General features: G+C 65.5%; 20 protein-coding genes, 1 tRNA gene and 1 riboswitch. Of the genes, 11 read left to right on the top strand and 10 right to left on the bottom strand.

Features of this window, described 5'->3' with window-relative positions; translation table 11 throughout:
* Nucleotides 1-419 precede the first annotated feature (419 nt).
* The 4 genes from U1708_RS09120 to thiC all read left to right on the top strand — a co-directional run bounded on the left by U1708_RS09120 (nucleotide 420) and on the right by thiC (nucleotide 5,973).
* Nucleotides 420-1,439 (top strand): ferritin-like domain-containing protein, encoded by a 1,020-nt coding sequence (locus U1708_RS09120; RefSeq protein WP_332744879.1) that lies wholly within the window; start codon nucleotides 420-422, stop codon nucleotides 1,437-1,439.
* A gap of 73 nt (nucleotides 1,440-1,512) precedes the next feature.
* The gene (locus U1708_RS09115; protein ID WP_332744877.1) at nucleotides 1,513-2,568 is read left to right on the top strand and encodes a ferritin-like domain-containing protein; all 1,056 of its coding nucleotides are present in this window, start codon (nucleotides 1,513-1,515) and stop codon (nucleotides 2,566-2,568) included.
* 78 nt (nucleotides 2,569-2,646) lie between these two features.
* Nucleotides 2,647-3,528 carry an outer membrane protein gene (locus U1708_RS09110; protein ID WP_307087864.1) on the top strand — a complete coding sequence of 294 codons (882 nt, stop codon included), beginning with the start codon at nucleotides 2,647-2,649 and terminating at the stop codon, nucleotides 3,526-3,528.
* 372 nt (nucleotides 3,529-3,900) lie between these two features.
* Nucleotides 3,901-4,011, top strand: a riboswitch (TPP riboswitch).
* A 39-nt stretch (nucleotides 4,012-4,050) separates the two neighbouring features.
* Nucleotides 4,051-5,973, top strand: a complete 1,923-nt coding sequence (gene thiC, locus U1708_RS09105) for a phosphomethylpyrimidine synthase ThiC (RefSeq protein ID WP_332744875.1) — start codon at nucleotides 4,051-4,053, stop codon at nucleotides 5,971-5,973.
* Between the two features lie 32 nt (nucleotides 5,974-6,005).
* Here the strand turns inward: thiC and dinD are convergent, their stop codons facing one another.
* The 4 genes from dinD to U1708_RS09085 all read right to left on the bottom strand — a co-directional run bounded on the left by dinD (nucleotide 6,006) and on the right by U1708_RS09085 (nucleotide 7,974).
* Complete coding sequence (dinD, locus tag U1708_RS09100; RefSeq protein WP_332744872.1) at nucleotides 6,006-6,899, bottom strand: DNA damage-inducible protein D; 894 nt, start codon at nucleotides 6,897-6,899, stop codon at nucleotides 6,006-6,008.
* Nucleotides 6,900-7,200: 301 nt separating this feature from the next.
* Entirely contained in the window at nucleotides 7,201-7,404 is a 204-nt protein-coding gene (gene relB / locus U1708_RS09095; protein ID WP_332744870.1) for a type II toxin-antitoxin system RelB family antitoxin, read from the bottom strand.
* Between the two features lie 58 nt (nucleotides 7,405-7,462).
* Nucleotides 7,463-7,729 (bottom strand): Txe/YoeB family addiction module toxin, encoded by a 267-nt coding sequence (locus U1708_RS09090; protein ID WP_332744869.1) that lies wholly within the window; start codon nucleotides 7,727-7,729, stop codon nucleotides 7,463-7,465.
* Nucleotides 7,726-7,974: a type II toxin-antitoxin system Phd/YefM family antitoxin gene (locus U1708_RS09085; RefSeq protein ID WP_332744868.1), complete on the bottom strand. Its 249-nt coding sequence runs from the start codon at nucleotides 7,972-7,974 to the stop codon at nucleotides 7,726-7,728. Before U1708_RS09085 ends, U1708_RS09090 begins: the two co-directional genes overlap by 4 nt.
* Nucleotides 7,975-8,180: 206 nt before the next feature.
* Here U1708_RS09085 and U1708_RS09080 point away from each other — a divergent pair, with 206 nt between their 5' ends.
* Entirely contained in the window at nucleotides 8,181-9,179 is a 999-nt protein-coding gene (locus U1708_RS09080) for a hypothetical protein (protein WP_332744866.1), read from the top strand.
* Between the two features lie 66 nt (nucleotides 9,180-9,245).
* Here the strand turns inward: U1708_RS09080 and U1708_RS09075 are convergent, their stop codons facing one another.
* Both U1708_RS09075 and ung read right to left on the bottom strand, forming a co-directional pair.
* A complete protein-coding gene (locus tag U1708_RS09075; RefSeq protein WP_332744864.1) occupies nucleotides 9,246-9,545 on the bottom strand; it encodes an alkylphosphonate utilization protein in 300 nt (99 codons plus the stop codon).
* Entirely contained in the window at nucleotides 9,542-10,240 is a 699-nt protein-coding gene (ung, locus tag U1708_RS09070; RefSeq protein ID WP_332744863.1) for a uracil-DNA glycosylase, read from the bottom strand. Before ung ends, U1708_RS09075 begins: the two co-directional genes overlap by 4 nt.
* Before the next feature lie 197 nt (nucleotides 10,241-10,437).
* On the opposite strand from ung, the gene aguB reads away from it, so the two are divergent.
* Entirely contained in the window at nucleotides 10,438-11,286 is an 849-nt protein-coding gene (gene aguB, locus U1708_RS09065; protein ID WP_332744862.1) for an N-carbamoylputrescine amidase, read from the top strand.
* On the opposite strand, the gene U1708_RS09060 is transcribed toward aguB, so the two are convergent.
* Nucleotides 11,274-12,014 carry a uracil-DNA glycosylase gene (locus U1708_RS09060; protein ID WP_332744861.1) on the bottom strand — a complete coding sequence of 247 codons (741 nt, stop codon included), beginning with the start codon at nucleotides 12,012-12,014 and terminating at the stop codon, nucleotides 11,274-11,276. The two genes, aguB and U1708_RS09060, sit on opposite strands and share 13 nt — an antisense overlap.
* 22 nt (nucleotides 12,015-12,036) lie before the next feature.
* Between U1708_RS09060 and folK the strand changes: the two genes are divergently transcribed.
* On the top strand, nucleotides 12,037-12,582 hold the full coding sequence (gene folK / locus U1708_RS09055) for a 2-amino-4-hydroxy-6-hydroxymethyldihydropteridine diphosphokinase (protein ID WP_332744859.1): 546 nt from the start codon (nucleotides 12,037-12,039) through the stop codon (nucleotides 12,580-12,582).
* 21 nt (nucleotides 12,583-12,603) lie between these two features.
* Nucleotides 12,604-12,679: transfer RNA gene (locus U1708_RS09050), tRNA-Lys, on the top strand.
* Between the two features lie 112 nt (nucleotides 12,680-12,791).
* Here the strand turns inward: U1708_RS09050 and U1708_RS09045 are convergent.
* Nucleotides 12,792-12,932: a hypothetical protein gene (locus U1708_RS09045; RefSeq protein WP_332744857.1), complete on the bottom strand. Its 141-nt coding sequence runs from the start codon at nucleotides 12,930-12,932 to the stop codon at nucleotides 12,792-12,794.
* Between U1708_RS09045 and U1708_RS09040 the strand changes: the two genes are divergently transcribed.
* A complete protein-coding gene (locus U1708_RS09040) occupies nucleotides 12,919-13,401 on the top strand; it encodes a phosphatase PAP2 family protein (protein WP_332744855.1) in 483 nt (160 codons plus the stop codon). The two genes, U1708_RS09045 and U1708_RS09040, sit on opposite strands and share 14 nt — an antisense overlap.
* Here the strand turns inward: U1708_RS09040 and galE are convergent.
* Complete coding sequence (galE, locus tag U1708_RS09035) at nucleotides 13,398-14,396, bottom strand: UDP-glucose 4-epimerase GalE (RefSeq protein ID WP_332744853.1); 999 nt, start codon at nucleotides 14,394-14,396, stop codon at nucleotides 13,398-13,400. The genes U1708_RS09040 and galE overlap by 4 nt on opposite strands.
* 59 nt (nucleotides 14,397-14,455) lie before the next feature.
* On the opposite strand from galE, the gene msrA reads away from it, so the two are divergent.
* Complete coding sequence (gene msrA / locus U1708_RS09030) at nucleotides 14,456-14,998, top strand: peptide-methionine (S)-S-oxide reductase MsrA (RefSeq protein ID WP_307087833.1); 543 nt, start codon at nucleotides 14,456-14,458, stop codon at nucleotides 14,996-14,998.
* 98 nt (nucleotides 14,999-15,096) lie between these two features.
* On the opposite strand, the gene U1708_RS09025 is transcribed toward msrA, so the two are convergent.
* Nucleotides 15,097-16,134, bottom strand: coding sequence for an L-threonylcarbamoyladenylate synthase (locus tag U1708_RS09025; RefSeq protein ID WP_332744850.1), 1,038 nt, complete (start codon nucleotides 16,132-16,134; stop codon nucleotides 15,097-15,099).
* A 46-nt stretch (nucleotides 16,135-16,180) separates the two neighbouring features.
* Here U1708_RS09025 and U1708_RS09020 point away from each other — a divergent pair, with 46 nt between their 5' ends.
* Nucleotides 16,181-17,893 carry an acyl-CoA dehydrogenase family protein gene (locus tag U1708_RS09020; protein ID WP_332744848.1) on the top strand — a complete coding sequence of 571 codons (1,713 nt, stop codon included), beginning with the start codon at nucleotides 16,181-16,183 and terminating at the stop codon, nucleotides 17,891-17,893.
* The last annotated feature ends 5 nt before the right edge of the window (nucleotides 17,894-17,898 follow it).

Here is a 17,898-nt window from a genome sequence, read left to right as displayed (position 1 = left end):
ACTAAGCCAAACCCCAGACCCATCGATCCTCCCCCGGAAGGGGGAGGATCGTAAGGTAAAGTCTCCGCGCATGGCGGCCCCAAGGCCTCCAACAGACGCAACCAAAAGTCCCTCCCCTTCAGGGGAGCGGTTGGGGTGGAGCAGATCCACGAGAACGCGATCCGTGCGGCAAAGGCCTACCCGACGCCGCCGCCCCACCACACCTCCCCGCACCCCCAAAAATATATTTCACACACCCTCGTTAATCCTGCGTCCATCTCCCCATGACGTCCGTTTCTCGCTTTGGACGGCAGGTTTCTGCCCGCAATAGAGCGCGTTACGAGCCGGGCCTTGGCGACAGGGTGTTGCTCTGATCGGTCCAGACTGTTCGATTGTTTCAATAACTCCGACGTCTGCAACAACAAGGGGAGGACCCTGATATGACCGAGAGCGTGCACCTGATCGAAGCCCTCGATGCGCGAGTGGAACGGCGCAGCGAACGACGTGAATTCTTCAAGACCGCGCTGGGCGCCGCTGCGATGACCGCAGCCGGTGCGACCGCAATGTCCCTGTCCACGTCGGCGTCGGCACAGACCATCACCGATGCGGACGTGCTGAACTTCGCGCTCAACCTCGAATATCTCGAGGCTCAGTTCTACTCCTACGCCGCCTATGGCACCGGCCTCGACAACAGCCTGCTCGGTGGCACTGGCACCCAGGGTGCTGTCCGCGGCGGTCGCCAGGTCAATTTCACCGACCCGATCGTGTCGCAATACGCCCGCGAGATCGCCCAGGACGAGATCGCGCACGTCAGGTTCCTCCGTACCGCGCTCGGCACCGCCGCCGTCGCGCAACCGGTGATCGACGTCAGCGTCTCGCCGACCAGCGCGTTCTCGCTTGCCGCCCAGGCTGCCGGCCTCGTTCCCGCCGGTACCGCGTTCGACCCGTACGCAACCGACGAAGCGTTCCTGCTCGGCGCGTTCATCTTCGAGGACGTCGGCGTGACCGCCTACAAGGGCGCCGCGCCGTTGCTGACCAGCAAGGCGTATCTCGAAGCCGCCGCCGGCCTGCTCGCGGTCGAGGCGTATCATGCCGCGATCGTCCGCACGACGCTGTACGGCAAGGGCATCGCGACCCCGTCGCTGCGCACCTCCGCCGATGCGATTTCACGGGCGCGCGACAGCCTCGACGGCGGTGGTGCCAACACGACGATCTTCGGTGCGAACGACATCGATCAGGGCATCTCGTCGTACAGCGCGACGCCGATCAACCTCGCCACCACGCAGGCCGCGGTGACCGTGTCGAACATCGTCCCGCTCGACAACAACGGCGTCGCGTACAGCCGCTCGGCCAGCCAGGTGCTCAACATCGTCTATCTCAACAGCGGTGCGGCATCGGCAGGCGGGTTCTACCCGAACGGCATGAACGGCAACATCAAGACGAGCACCGCGGCAGCCTGATCGATCGGCCGGATCACATCCGCCGATCGCATCCTCGCCCAACGCTCATCTTCGCTTTTCAGGGATTAACCCAATGACCGATCTCAATACCAAGCTGGAACTCTTCGACGCGATCGCCGGCCGTCGCAACGAACGTCGCAACTTCCTCCGTTTCGCCGGTGGATCCGCACTCGCGATCGGTGGCGCGACGTTGCTCTCGGCATGCGGCAGCGACGATTCCGATCTCGCGCCTGGACCTACCCCCACGCCGACGCCGGCCCCCGCCGCCACGCTCAACGATGCCGACATCCTGAACTTCGCGCTCAACCTCGAATATCTCGAAGCGCAGTTCTATGCGTTCGCGGCATTCGGCGTGGGCCTGAACGCCAGCCTGCTCACCGGCACCGGTACGCAGGGTGCGGTCACCGGCGGCGCGCAGGTTCCGTTCCAGGATACTGTCGTCCGTGAATATGCGCGTGAAATCGCGATCGACGAAGTCGCGCACGTCGCGTTCCTGCGCACCGCGCTCGGCACCGCCGCCGTCGCCCAGCCCGCGATCGACATCTCGGCCGGCACCGCTGCCGCTCCGGGTGCCTTCACGGCGGCCGCCCGCGCGGCCGGCGTCGTCGGTGCGACCGGCGTCTTCAACCCCTATGCCGACGACAACAGCTTCCTCCTCGGCGCGTATATCTTCGAGGACGTCGGCGTCTCGGCCTACAAGGGCGCAGCCGCGCTGATCGCCAACAAGACCTATCTCGAGGCGGCCGCCGGCATCCTCGCGGCAGAGGCGTATCACGCCGGCCTGATCCGCACGATCCTGTACCGCAAGGGTCTGCAGACGCCGAACCCGACCCCGTCGCTGATCACCGCCGCCAACCGGATCAGCGACGCGCGCGACAGCCTCGACGGCACCGTCACCAACAGCGCAACCGGCGTGATCGGCGACATCGACCAGGGCATCACCGGGACGGATCCGACGGTCTCGAACATCGTGCCGACCGACGCCAACGGTCTGGCCTACAGCCGGTCGGTCGCGCAGGTGCACAACATCGCCTACCTGACCAATACCGCAAGGATCGGCGGGGGCTTCTTCCCCAACGGGACCAACAACCGCACCGATTCACTTCGGACCAGCGGCGCCAACGCGTGATCGTCGTCACGGATTGAACAGAAACCTCGGAATCGCGGCGCATTCAGGAGCGCCGCGATCCTTGTTTGGGGAATGACCATGAAAAACCTAACGAAGCTCACCGCGCTCGCCGGCCTCGCCGTTGCGGGCCTTTCCGCCGTCCCGGCCCAGGCTCAGCTCATCTCGCAGGAAACCACCGCGGATCGTCCGTTTTCGGGCGTCTATATCGGTGCGGCCGGCGGTTACGACGTCCAGCCCAACGACGTCGGCTCGTCGATCCTGTTCGACCGCAACGGCGACGGCAATTTCAGCGACAGCGTCAACACGATCACCGGCGCCAACGCGTTCTCGCCGGGCTTCTGCAACGGCTCGGCCCGCACCGGTGCCGCTGCGTACGGCTGCCGCAACGATGACGACGGCTGGGCCTATTACGGCCGTGCAGGCTTCGACGTACAGCGCGGCAACATCGTCGTCGGCGTCGTCGGCGAATTCGGCAAGACCGAGATCACCGATAGCACCTCGGGCTTCTCGACCACGCCCGCCAGCTACACGATGGCGCGCAAGGTCGACTGGGAGGCCTCGGTCCGCGGTCGCGCCGGCTATGCCATCAACACCACGCTGTTCTACGGCACGTTCGGTGCGGGCTATGCCAAGATCGACAATCTGTTCTTCACCACCAACACCGCCAACGCGTTTTCGGCCAGCGGGTCGAAGAACCAGTGGGGCATCCTCGGCGGCGGCGGCATCGAGCAGAAGCTGACCAAGAACATCTCGATCGGCATGGAATACATGTTCCACCAATACCGCGACGACGACGCCCGCGTCCGCGTCACCGCCGGCACCACACTCGCCGGCAGCCCGGTCCTGCTCGCCAGCAATCCGTTCCTGATCGCACCCAACACCAGCGGCACCGACTTCCGCCGCAGCGACGACAAGATGCGCTGGCACAGCCTGCGCGGGACCGTTTCTTTCCGCTTTTAAGGCAAAGGGCGGCCCGCGCGATGGTGTAGGCCGCCCAATTCCCCGACCCAAGCGCCTTCCTCTCCTCCATTCGCCCTGAGCGAAGTCGAAGGGCAAGCCCCAAGCGCAGGTGCTTCGACTTCGCTCAGCACGAACGGGCAGGGGGCCGTCACGGCGTAGTCGACGGGCGGGATCGAGGCGCACCCGCTCGCCTCAACCCCGTTCCGCTCGCTCAGGTACCTCGCCCGCTCGACTCATGCCCTCTCCTCCGGTCGCCTCCTCTCCCGTTCGCCCTGAGCGAAGTCGAAGGGCAAGCCCCAAACGCAGGTGCCTCGCCCTCGCTCACCACGACCGCCAAATTTCCATTGCACCCCACCCCAAGCCGCCTATGCTCACCCCACCCCGGGGGAGCGCTTTATCCGCGCTTGAGAGGAAGGCAGGAGCCTTCGACCCGCTGAACCTGATCCGGTTGATACCGGCGGAGGGAGGGAGCGGTCGCCACAGAACCGCAATCCTTGCTCCGAGACCCTTAGGAGCAAGCGCATGGCCGATTTCGAAGCACGCACCCCAACAGCAGACATCGGCGTAACCACCGGCCCGATCCGAGGCTCGCGGAAAATCCACGTCGCGGTCCCCTCCAGCCCAGACGTCCGCGTCGCCATGCGCGAGATCGTCCTCGACCCGTCCTGCAGCGAGCCCCCGTTGCGCGTCTACGACACCAGCGGCCCCTACACCGACCCCCGCGCGCAAATCGACATCAACGCCGGCCTCCCCCAACTCCGCCGCGCCTGGATCGAAGCCAGAGGCGACGTAGAATCCTACGAAGCCCGAGAACTCCGCCCCGAAGACAACGGCCAACTCGGCCCCGACCGCTCCGGCGGCGTCCCCCAGTTCCCCGCCACCATCAAGCGCCCCCTCCGCGCCAAACCCGGCGCCAACGTCAGCCAGATGCACTACGCCCGCCGAGGCATCATCACCCCCGAAATGGAATACGTCGCCACCCGGGAAAACCTCGGCCGCGCCATGCTCAAAGACTACGTTCGAGACGGTGAATCCTTCGGCGCCAGCATCCCCGACTTCGTAACCCCCGAATTCGTCCGCGACGAGATCGCCCGCGGCCGCGCGATCATTCCCAACAACATCAACCACCCCGAATCCGAACCGATGGCGATCGGCCGCAACTTCCTCGTCAAGATCAACGCCAACATCGGCAACAGCGCGGTCGCCAGCAACGTCGCCGCCGAAGTCGACAAGCTCGTCTGGTCGATCCGCTGGGGCGCGGACACGGTGATGGACCTCAGCACCGGCCGCAACATCCACGACACCCGCGAATGGATCCTGCGCAACTCACCCGTCCCGATCGGCACCGTCCCCATCTACCAGGCGCTCGAAAAGGTCGGCGGCGTCGCCGAGGACCTGACGTGGGAGATCTTCCGCGACACGCTCATCGAGCAGGCCGAGCAGGGCGTCGATTACTTCACGATCCACGCCGGCGTCCGCCTCGCCTACATCCCGATGACCGCGAAACGCGTCACCGGCATCGTCTCGCGCGGCGGCTCGATCATGGCGAAATGGTGCCTCAGCCACCACAAGGAGAGCTTCCTCTACGAGCGCTTCGACGAGATTACCGAGATCATGAAGGCGTACGACATCGCATACAGCCTCGGCGACGGCCTGCGCCCCGGCAGCATCGCCGACGCCAACGACGAAGCGCAGTTCAGCGAACTCTACACGCTCGGCGAACTCACCCACCGCGCCTGGAAGAGCGACGTCCAGGTCATGATCGAAGGCCCCGGCCACGTCCCGATGCACAAGATCAAGGAGAACATGGACAAGCAACTCGAGGTCTGCGGCGAAGCCCCCTTCTACACGCTGGGGCCCCTGACGACGGACATAGCCCCCGGCTACGACCACATCACCAGCGGCATCGGCGCCGCGATGATCGGCTGGTACGGCACCGCGATGCTCTGCTACGTCACGCCCAAGGAGCATCTAGGCCTCCCCGACCGCGACGACGTAAAGGTCGGCGTAGTAACCTACAAACTAGCCGCCCACGCCGCCGACCTCGCCAAAGGCCACCCTGCCGCGCAAATGCGCGACGACGCCCTCAGCCGCGCAAGGTTCGAATTCCGCTGGAGAGACCAGTTCAACCTCTCCCTCGACCCCGACACCGCCGAGCAATACCACGACCAGACCCTCCCCGCAGAAGGCGCCAAGACCGCCCATTTCTGCTCGATGTGCGGCCCCAAATTCTGCTCGATGAAGATCACCCAAGAGGTGAGGGACTTCGCGGCGAAGCAGAACAGCCCGGCAGACACGTTCCTAGCGGCAGACGTCGATCAAACCGACACCAACCGAGCGATCTTCGCCAAGGGCAGCCACGCCGACGCCGAAAAAGGAATGGCCAACATGAGCGAGAAATTCCGCGAAAGAGGCAGCGAAATCTACCTGCCGGCAGCGGGGTAGACCTCCGATACGCCGGCTGCTCTACTTTCGCGTTACGATTTATTATCGTGTTCCAGCTTAGATGGGCCAAGCAACCCGGTTGCTTCAGGTCCTTCGAGTGCGACACGCGGTTGCGCCATCTTAACTCGCTTTTCCACATGCTTAATATGTTCGTCGGCGGGAATATGCTCGGGCATGGTTCCCCCGATCTTTGTGATCGCAGCCCGCACTTCACGTCCCACACTGTGATGGGCGTCAATAGCACGTTGCTCGCCTCGAATGCCCTCGCGGGCTAGCTTGTCACGGGTCTGGGTCATACGGAACTGATTAGCAGCCAGCTCTGTCGAATTCATACGGTCCATAAGATTATCACGTGACGGCACACCCTTCGCTGTCTTGATAGCCTCGACACCACGGCCATCATACATTCCCCGGTATCCAGCATCATGGAAGATGCCAAAACGGCGGTCGGCGACACCGGCACCGCGAGCGGCACCCGACAGGTTCTTAAATTCTTCGCTGATTTGCTTACGCATTTCCAGCCGTTCTACGTCGGCGGTATGGTTATCAGACAGCTCTTGACGCCGCGTCTGGACAGCAAAATACTTTTGTGCTTGTGCAATTGCCGGCTTTCGAGGGTCACCGTTCTGCGCAATCAGATAACAGGCAAAGCGAGAGAGGTGATAATCATCGACGACTTGAACCGCGCCTTTGCCCCCAGATATCGGTTTGCTGGCCGCGGAAAAGTGATGATCACACGTGTTTCCGGATTGCTCACATGAGCTCATGCCACGGCGAATGGCATCTTCAAATCGTCGCCACTGACTATAGCCGAGGAGCGGTTGCAAATCACGAGCACTCCAAAATTCCGCTCCATGATCATTGTACAGCTTCTCGCCCTCAAATGCGGAAATTCCGGCTAAAGCAGGCGCAAGATCATCTGACATTAATCAATTCCCGAATGCGTAAGTCAGTATGGTAACCAACTATCTTGATCCGCTCAACTTCGATCCTGTTTGGTGCTCGATCGGTTTGCCGGAGCCGGCAAACCGATCGACGAGCTTGATTATGGGGTTCTGCGCATCGCGGCTGCCCGTCACGCGGCATACCATGCGGTACTTATGACTGCTCCTGCGACCACCCCCCCGACAAAAGGCGGCCTTAAAATTCGAATTTGCCGATACTCTTGAAGGGATGACGCGGGCGTTCCTCGATCAGCTACAGTTCCTTTGACGCTTCGGCAGGAACTCAATCGACAAGACCAAGCTTGGCTTTCAGCGTACTGAGCGGGATAGCGTCACCCTCACAACAATCGTGCAACCGGTCTTCAGCAATATATAAGTCTTCGAGATCATCGAGATGCGCCTCGATCGCCGCCCGTGCATAGAAGGTCTTGCTCCGACCGGTGCGTGCGGCAAGCGCTTCCAGGCGCCCTTCGGTCTGCTTGCTCAATCGAACTGCCAACATCATCGGTGCCTCTTCTACAGAACAGTAAACTGACCGATATGCCTCAATAGTGATACCGGCACTGCGCAACCTGCAACGTCTGCGCATCTCCGCTTCCCGTCACGCGGTACACCAGCCGGTGTTCATGGCTGATCTGGCGCGAGCACCAGTCCGGCAGATTGCCGCCCAAAGGTGCGGGTTTGCCCGGGCCTTTGAAGGGATTGCGGCGGCATTCCTCGATCAGCGCGTTCAGCTTATCGCCGAGTTTCGCGTCGTGCTCCTGCCAGTGACGATAGTCCTCCCAAGCCGTAGGCCAGAAGGCTACGTTCACGGGAAAGGAACTGCGGCTGGATCGTCGGCCTCGAACCCACGCACCGCCTCCAGCAACCGTTTAGCGTTCTTGGGCGAGTGCAGCAGATAGAGCGTCTCCTCCATCCCGGCCCATTCGCTCGCCGAGATCAGCACGACATTCTCACCGCGCTGCCGCGTGATCATCACGGGGGCTCGGTCCGCTACGACTTTGTCGAGCACCGCCTTCAAGTTCTCTTGTGCTTCGGAATAGCTCACGGTCTGCATGGGTGAAACATGGACCGCGGTGGTCCAATGTCAAATGTCCGATGAGGCCATCGCCTCTCAACGAAAAGCGCCGTTCGTTGAAAGTGACCGCCCGACTTTGCATACCCGCGCGTGATGGATGCCCCACGGCAACACCCCGCGCAAATCGGTCCTACACGCGGCGCCTCGCGCTGTCCTACACGGCCCCGGTCTGATCCGCTCCCGCGATGACCAAAGCATCAGACCCACGCGGCCGTCCGGTCGTCGCCCCCGCCGTCGCCCCGGCTCCCAACCGCGCGATCGCCTTTGCCGATTGCGAACCCGCCCGGGCAATGACAACGCCGATGCCGCAGCCGGAAACGGCGACGTCCGACCGCGCCGTCCCCGCGCTCGCTCCCGCCGCCAAGGCCAACCTCCCGCAGACCTGCATGGTCGAGGAGGACGATCCCCGCGCGATCCTCGAAGGCTTCGATCCCGCCGATTACGTCTGGGTCCCCGTGCCGCGCCAGCGCCGCCCCGATGGCTGGAGCCACGCCAAGCAGCGCATCTTCATCGAGCACCTCGCCGATACCGGCTCGGTCACCGCCGCCGCCACGCAGGTCGATATGTCGGTCAACAGTTGCTACGCGCTGCGCCGCGCGCCCGGTGCCGAACAGTTCGCCGCCGCCTGGACCGCGGCCGTGCAGTCGGGCGTCACGCGGCTCGCCGACCTCGCGCTGGAGCGCGCGATGAACGGGGTGGAGGTGCCGGTGTTCTACAAGAACGGCCGCCGAATCGCGTGCCGCTACAAATATAGCGACCGAATGATCATGTTCCTCCTGCGCGCGCATATGCCCGAACGCTACGGCCACGCGCACCGCACGACCTCCGCGCCGCATGACAGCGACCGCCCGATGGCGCCGCGCATCGCCTCCGTCGCGCAGGCCATCGCGCTGCTCGAACCGGCCACGCCCGATCATCCCGAGGCACTGCTGACCGAACAGGCCCTATGCGACCGCCTCCAGGACATACAGGATCTGGGCGGTGCCGATTTCGTCCTGCCGCAGGATGCGTCCGGCCAGATCCTCCGCGACCGATCGCACCGCATCGAGGAGGAGCGCGTGGCCGAAATAGAGTTCGACCGCCGCCTCGAATGGGCAAAGATCGGCGTCGCCCCGCCACCGCCGACCGGCTATCCGCCGTCGCCTTACGGCAATCACGACGACGACTACGACGATGAAGAGTGACCGCGTGTTGGCCTAACCCGGCCTAATCTTCTTTTCGATTAGTCCCGCAGAATCAACGCGAAAGCCTCACCGCTTCCGAACGAACTCTGCGCGCAGCACCAGCCCCTTGATCCCCTCGTACCGGCAGTCGATCTCCTGCGCATCACCGGTCAGCCGGATCGACTTGATCAGCGTGCCACGCTTCAACGTCTGCCCCGCACCCTTCACGGTCAGGTCCTTGATCAACGTAACCTGATCGCCGTCCGCGAGCACGTTCCCGACCGAGTCCCGCACCACGACCGCACCGTCATCCGCCGCAACAGCCGTCACCGCACCGCCCGCAACCCACTCGCCAGTCGCTTCGTCGTACACATAGTCTTCGCTCATCGGTCGGTCTCCGGCAGCGCCCAGTCGATCGGCGCGCGCCCATGGGTTTCGAGAAAATCATTGGCCCGGCTGAACGGCCGCGATCCGAAGAACCCGGTCCGTGCCGCCAGCGGCGAAGGATGCGCGGACGCTATCACCAGATGCCGCCCGCCCTTCGAGATGTCGTTGACGAACGCCGCCTTCTTCTGCGCATACGCCCCCCACAGCAGGAACACGACCGGTTTGTCCTGCGCGTTCACCGCCGCGATCACCGCATCGGTAAACCGCTCCCACCCCCGCTTCTGGTGCGACGCAGCCTCGCCCATCCGCACGCTCAGCACTGCGTTCAACAACAGCACGCCCTGCGCCGCCCAGTGATCGAGCATGCCGTGGCGCGCGCGGGGGATGCCCAGATCGGCCTCCAGCTCCTTGTAGATATTCACCAGGCTAGGCGGCGTCCGCACCCCCTCCCGCACCGAGAAGCTCAGCCCATGCGCCTGCCCCTCGCCGTGGTACGGATCCTGCCCCAGGATCACGACCCGCACCTGATCCAGCGGCGTCAGCTCCAGCGCCCGAAACCGGTCCGCCTCCTCGGGAAACACCCGAGCCCCCGCCGCCCGCTCGGCCTGCAGAAACGCATCGAGCGCCCGCATGTACGGAGCCTCGAACTCGGCTGCGAGCACCTGCCAGCTTGGGGGGAGAGGATAGTCGATCATCCCCGCCGCATGTCGGACAGGGCAGGGCAGTGTCAATCGCCGCTCCTCGTTCCCCCGCGGAGGCGGGGGCCCAGGATCACAAACGCTACCGCCCGCAACCCTGGCCCCCCGCCTCCGCGGGGGAACGGCCAGCTTCTGGGCTTTGGTCCCGCGCGAAACCCTCGCACATCGCGTCCCCCCTCATTATATGCGCCGCCATGACCGAGATCACCGTCGCCGCGCTGCAACTGGGCTTCACGCCCAACATCGACCGCAACATCGCCAACGTGTCGCGCCTCGTCCACGAGGCCGCTGCGAAAGGCGCGCAGGTAATCCTGCCCCCCGAGCTGTTCGAAGGCGAGTATTTCTGTCGCGTCGAGGACGAGAGCCTCTTCGCCAACGCCGCGCCCGTCGGCGAGCACAAGGCGGTGCTCGCGATGCAGGCGCTCGCCGAGGCGCTCAAGGTCACGATCCCGACCAGCTTCTTCGAGGCGGACGGCCCGCATCACTACAACAGCCTCGCGATGATCGGCCCCGACGGCAACATCCAGGGCGTCTACCGCAAGAGCCACATCCCCGACGGCCCCGGCTATGAGGAGAAATTCTACTTCCGCCCCGGCAACACCGGCTTCAAGGTCTGGCCACACCCAGCCGGAAAGCTCGGCGTCGGCGTCTGCTGGGACCAGTGGTACCCGGAGACGGCGCGCGCGATGATGCTGATGGGCGCGGAAATCCTCTTCTACCCGACCGCGATCGGCAGCGAGCCGCACGACACCTCGCTGGACACCGCCCGGCTCTGGCGCCGCGCGATGGTCGGCCACGCCGTCTCGAACGTCGTCCCGATCGTCGCCGCCAACCGCGTCGGCGTCGAGCACGGCCAGACCTTCTACGGCACCAGCTTCATCGCCGACGAGCGCGGCGACATCCTCGCCGAGCTAGGCCGCGACGACGAAGGCGTTATCACCGCGACGATCGACCTCGACATCGTCAAGCGCCACCGCGCCGCCTTCGGCTTCTTCCGCGATCGCCGCCCCGACCTGTACGGCCGCCTCGTTCAGGACATCTGACCGCGAAGCGCCAGTGCCCGCGCGAACACTGCGTCGAACATCTCGGCTGTCAGCACGCCGGTATTCACGTTGTAGCGCGAGCAATGGTAGCTATCGATCAGGATGCGACCATCGGGCATCACATGCTCGGCGCCGTGTGCGAAGCGCGCCTTGGGCAGCCGTCCGCCCAGTATCTTCACCGCGGACTGGTGCGCGATATGCCCCAGCGCCACGAACACGCGCGCGGTCGGCACCGCATCCGCCTGCGTCTCCAGGAACGGCCGGCAGGTGCGGATTTCCTCCGGCGTCGGCTTGTTCTCGGGCGGCAGGCATTTCACAGCGTTGAGGATGATCGCACCGTCCAGCGCCAGTCCGTCCTCGGCCTTCGCGCCGTACGTCCCGGTCGCCAGCCCGAACCGCCCGAGCGTCTCGAACAGGAACTGCCCCGAATAATCGCCCGTGAACGCGCGGCCGGTCCGGTTCGCGCCATGCTTGCCGGGCGCGAGGCCGATGATGCCAAGCCACGCCGCGGGATCGCCGAACGCGGGGACGGGCGCGTTCCACCAGGTCGGGAACTCGGTCCGCAGCTGCTCACGTACCGCGACGAGGCGCGGGCAGAGCGGGCAGTCATGCGGTGGCTCGGTCTCGGGCAGCGCGGATACGGGCGCGAAGACGGTCGTGACGTCGATCTCGTTGGCCGAGTCGATCGCGTGCTCGGGAAGCTCGGAAGCGTAAGGTGTGGAATCCATCGGAGTGCGCTAGGCGGACCAAATGTCGCCTGCAACCCCGCTCCCGACGATCGCGCGCCCCGCAACCACCGGCGCAACCACCGGCGCAACCTCCGCCGCAGCGACCTACGTCATCGCGCTAGGCTCAAACCGACGCGGCCGCCACGGGAGCCCCGAGCGTGAGATCGCCGCCGCGCTGGAAGGGCTAGGCGATGTCGTGGCCCGATCGCCGACCGTCGCCAGCGCACCGCTCGGCCCCTCGAACCGCCGCTACGCCAACGCCGTCGCGTTGATCGAAACGCCCGAAGACCCCGCGACTCTGCTCGTCCGCCTGAAGAGTATCGAACGCGCGTTCGGCCGTCGCCCCGGCCGCCGCTGGGGCAGCCGCGTGCTGGACCTCGACATCGTCCTCTGGTCGGGCGGCGCATGGTCGTCGCCCGGCCTCACCGTGCCGCACGCAGCCTTCCGCACCCGCAGCTTCGTCCTCGCTCCCCTCGCGGGCCTCGTCCCGACATGGCGCGATCCGCTGACGGGCAGAACGATACGGCAATTGGCGCAATCGGTTGACCGAAAGCGGCCACGCGATTAGGTGCGCGGTCCACGATGGCGGGGGTCCGTAGCTCAGTTGGTAGAGCAAGCGACTTTTAATCGAGAGGTCCCGGGTTCGAGCCCCGGCGGACCCACCATCGACAGTGCGCCCGCCGAGGGCGCGCGGCGACGCCTGCCCGCGGTTCTCGCCGGCGCATCGGTTGCCGCGGTCGGCATCGTCCTCATCCTACTCGTCGGTCTAGCGGTCGGTCATTGGCCGTTCGCGTTCGATCGCTCGATCATCCTCGGGCTGCGCGCCTGGGGTGGCCCGTCCTGGCTGCCGAAGGTCGCCGCCGACGTCACCGCGCTCGGCGGCGGCATCGTCCTGACGATCGTCGTGGTCGTCGTCACCGGGTTGCTGATCGTCCAGCGGCTCTGGCTGACCGCGCTCGCGACGCTGGCGGCCAGCATCACCGGTGGCCTCATCGTCGATTTCGTCAAGGCGCAGGTCAACCGCCCGCGCCCCGACATCGTCGAGCATCTCGTCACCGTCTCGAACATGAGCTTCCCGAGCGGGCATTCCGCGAACAGCGCGATCGTCTACCTCACGCTCGCGGGCCTCGCCTCGCAGGTGACCGAGCACCGCGCGGCGCGACGGTACCTGCTGGTCGTCGCGATCCTGCTGGTCGGCGCGATCGGGTGCAGCCGCGTGTATCTCGGCGTCCACTGGCCCAGCGACGTGCTGGCGGGCTGGAGCTTCGGCACGCTCTGGGCGCTCGCCTGGTGGCTCGCCACCGCCCGCGCCCGCCAGGCGATCGGCGGCGAGCGGCATGCGTTCGGCACCCCGCCCCCCGATCCGCCTGCCGACCCGGCCTCTTAACGGCCCTTCTCGGCCAGCGCGCGTTCCCAAGCCAGCGCATCGCGGACGATACCGTCGAGGTCTGCGTGGCGCGGCGTCCAGTCGAGTCGCTCCAGGATCGCGCTGTTGTCGGATATCAGCATCGCCGGATCGCCCGCGCGACGCCCTTCCAGCCGACGTTCGATCGTCATGTTCGTAACCTTGTCGACCGCGTCGAGAACCTCGAGCACCGAGAAGCCCTTGCCGTACCCCGCGTTGAGCGTGTGGCTCTTGGCAGGGTCGGCGACCAAAACCTCTAGCGCGGCGACATGCGCGGCGGCCAGGTCGGTCACGTGGATATAGTCGCGCACGCCGGTGCCGTCGGGGGTGTCGAAGTCGGTGCCATAGACGCCGACATGGCTACGCTTGCCGGTAGCTGCCTCGACCGCGATCTTGATCAGATGAGTCGCGCCGACCGTCGACTGCCCACTGCGACCCTTCGGATCGGCACCCGCCACGTTGAAGTAGCGCAGCGCAGCATAGTTCATCGGGTGCGCCGCCGCGACGTCGCGCAGCATCGCCTCGGTCATCAGCTTCGACATGCCGTAGGGATTGATCGGCAAGGTTGGATCGCCCTCCGCAATCGGCACCTTGTCAGGCGTGCCATAGGTCGCAGCCGTCGAGGAGAAGATGAAGTGCGGCACGCCCTCGACCACCGCGCTTTCGATCAGCGCGCGGCTCGCGGCCGTGTTGTTGCGGTAATATTTGAGCGGATCGCTGACCGATTCGGGCACCACGACCGAGCCGGCGAAATGCATGATCGCCTTGACGTTATGCTCGCGGATCGCCGCGCGAACCTTCGCGTCGTCGGCGACGTTCGCCTCGACGAGTGCCGCGCGGGAATCGACCGCCCAGTCGAATCCCGTGACGAGATTGTCGACCACGACCACCTCGTAACCCGCATCGAGCAACGCCAATACCGCGTGGCTGCCGATATACCCGGCCCCGCCGGTGACCATAACCTTACCGTCGATCATACGTGTCTCCTCTTTGTTGCGCGGTAGCGACTTCCTACATTGGCGGAAAGGAGATCGTTATGACGGATTATGTAACGCTGGCGGGCGGTTGCTTCTGGTGCACCGAGGCCGTGTTCAAGGATGTGATCGGCGTCGAGAGCGCCGAGAGCGGCTATATCGGCGGCCATGTGCCCAATCCGACCTACAAGCAGGTCTGCGGCGGCGACACCGGTCACGCCGAGGCGATCCGCATCGGCTTCGACCCCGAACAGCTGAAGCTCGGCGACCTGCTCGACATCTTCTTCGCGACGCACGACGCGACGACGCTGAACCGGCAGGGCAACGACGTCGGCACGCAGTACCGCTCGGCGATGTTCCCGGCGGACGACGCGCAGAAGGCCGAGATGGAAGCGGCGCTGGAGCGGGCGCAGGCCGACTCGCCCAAGCCGATCGTCACGACGATCGAGCCGATGGACACGTGGTACGAGGCCGAGGGCTATCACCAGGATTACTGGGAAACGTCCGGCCGCTCGAACCCTTACTGCATGGCAGTGATCCCACCCAAGCTGCAGAAACTGCGGAAAAGCTTTGCCGCACGATCGAAGGCGGCAGTGAACGCGTAAGCCGGGACCAGTAGCAGTTCCCCCGCGGACGCGGGGGCCCAGCTAAATACCGCAGTCCGACCTAGCTCCTGGACCCCCACCTTCGCGGGGGAACAGGACTATCGGTGAGCGGCGCGGCGCAGGCGGTCGTTGATCGCCTCGCCGATACCGTCGATCGGGATTCGTGCGACGGCAATCCTCGGACTTTCGTTCGCGTCGGCGGCGTGGAGCAGATCGAACAGCTTCGCGGCGGCTTCGACGAGGTCGCCTGAAGCGGATAGGGTCACGTCGCCCGCCACGGCCCCAAAGCCGATCAGCCATTCGTCCGAATGTGCTTCGGTCGCATTCAACCGAAGCGCCTTGCTCGGCGCATAATGGCTTTCAAGCTGCCCCGGCGCCGTTACCGCACCCGCATTCCCCCCCGGCGAAGGCCGGGGCCCAATTGGGGGACGGTCATGATGTCCGTTGCGCGGTGTTACATCCGACGTTCCAACTGGGCCCCGGCCTTCGCCGGGGAGGTGCCGTTCGCCGGGGGGATGTTGCAGGTGAGTTAGGAGAGCTTCCCCAGTAACCGGCCCCGGCCGCAGCACCGTCCGCCCTGCAACGATCGTCGACTCCAACCCAGCCTCGGTAGCCCCATCGTCGAGGATCAACGGCACGTTCCCCCCCAGACTCCCCGCCACGTGCGCTGCGGTAGTCGGACTGATCCCCCCGCTCGCATTAGCCGAAGGCGCCGCCAAAGGCCGCCCCGACGCCGCGATCAATCCCTGCATAGCCCGATGCCGCGGCACCCGCACCGCGATCGTCGCCAACCCCGCCGTCACCAGCGAAGCGATCCCCGAATCCCCCCGCACCGGCAGCACCAACGTCAACGGCCCCGGCCAGAACGCCACCGCCAACGCCCGAGCATCCGCATCGAACACCGCGATCCGCTCCGCCGCCGCCAGATCCGCCACATGCACGATCAGCGGATTGAAACTCGGGCGCCCCTTCGCCGCATAAATTCGCGCCACCGCCTCCGCATTCGTCGCGTCCGCCGCGAGTCCATACACCGTCTCGGTCGGCACCGCGACGATACCCCCGTCGCGAATCAGCGCGGCGGCCTCCGCGATCGCGGCCGTGCCGTAAGGTAAAATCCGAGGGTGTGGACGGGTCATTTCACAGGCGTATAGCGGGTCCAAACCGTAGCGATAAGAGGATGCGATGGCCTTCACTCCAGCAACAACCGAACAGCGTTTCGTGCTCGATCATGTCGTCCGGATCGGCGAACTCGCGGACACCGAACGCTATGCCGCCGCCAGCGACGACGTCGTCGACGCGGTCCTCGAAGGGGTCGGGCAACTCGCGGCCGGCGAATGGGCCCCGCTCAACCGCACCGGCGATACCGTCGGCGCGAAGTGGACCCCGGACGGCGTGGTCATGCCCGAAGGCTTTGCGCAGGCGTACAAGGATTACGTCGAAGGCGGCTGGGGCACGATCGGCGTCGAGGAGGAATGGGGCGGGCAGGGCCTCCCGTTCGCGATCCAGACGGCAGTGCTCGACACGCTCGGCTCGGCCAACATGGGCTTCGCGCTCTGCCCGACGCTGACCGTCGGCGCGATCGAGGCGCTCCAGCATCACGGCTCCCCCGAGCAGCAGGCGCTCTACCTCCCGCATCTCGCGACCGGCGAATGGACCGGCACGATGAACCTCACCGAGCCGCAGGCGGGCTCCGACGTCGGAGCTTTGCGTGCCACCGCGACGCCGCTGGGCGACGGCAAATGGTCGATCAAAGGCACCAAGATCTACATCTCGTTCGGCGATCACGACATGGCGCCGAACATCGTCCACCTCGTCCTCGCACGCACCCCCGGCGCCCCCGCGGGCACGAAGGGCATCTCGTTGTTCCTCGTCCCCAAATACCGCCTCGAAGAAGACGGCACCCCGGGCGATTTCAACGACGTCCGCGTCGTCTCGATCGAACACAAGATGGGCCTCCACGCCTCGCCCACCTGCGTGCTGAGCTTCGGCGATAACGACGACTGCATCGGCGAGCTGATCGGCGCCGAACTCGGCGGCATCCGCGCGATGTTCACGATGATGAATAACGCCCGCCTCAACGTCGGCCTCCAGGGCGTCCAGGTCGCTGAGGGCGCCACCCAAGGCGCGGTCGCCTATGCGCTCGACCGCGTGCAATCGGCCCGTGCCGGTTCGCCGAACAAGGATTCGGTCAAGATCGTCGAGCATCCCGACGTCCGCCGCATGCTGATGCGGATGAAGGCACAGACGCAGGCGGCGCGTGCGCTCGTCTACTATGCGGCCGGGCAGGTCGACCGCGCCAATCTCGGCGACCGCGCCGCGCGCAACCGCCTCGAACTCGTCACGCCCCTCGCCAAGGCGCACGGCACCGACCTCGGCAACGAGGTCGCGTCACTCGGCATCCAGGTCCACGGCGGCATGGGCTATGTCGAGGAGACGGGCGCCGCCCAGTATTTCCGCGATGCGCGCATCACGCCGATCTACGAGGGCACGAATGGCATCCAGGCGGCGGATCTCGTTGGGCGCAAACTCGGCCTCGACAACGGCGGCGCGTTCGCCACATTGATCGCCGACATCCGCGCGGAAGCAAAGGACGAACTCCTGCTCGCCCTGGTCGACGCCTGCGAAGCGATCGGCCGCCGCCTCGCCACCGCGGATGCGGACGACAAGCTCGCCGCCAGCTATCCCTTCCTCACCATGCTGTCGGTCGCGACCTGCGGCTGGCTGATGGAGCGCCAGGGCGGCGTCGCCGGCACCGACGATTTCGGCCGGATGAAAGCGGCAGCGGTGCGCTTCTACCTCGACCAGATCGTCCCCGAAGCGATGGGCCTCAACGCGGCGGCCAATGCGAGCGCGGCAGTGCTGTACTCGATCGAACCGGAACTCTTCGCGGCTTGATCGAG

This window comes from Sphingomonas arabinosi, from assembly GCF_036663715.1.
GTDB lineage: Bacteria > Pseudomonadota > Alphaproteobacteria > Sphingomonadales > Sphingomonadaceae > Sphingomonas.
Note: the sequence above shows the minus strand (reverse complement) of the source record. Positions and strands in the feature narration are given on the sequence as shown.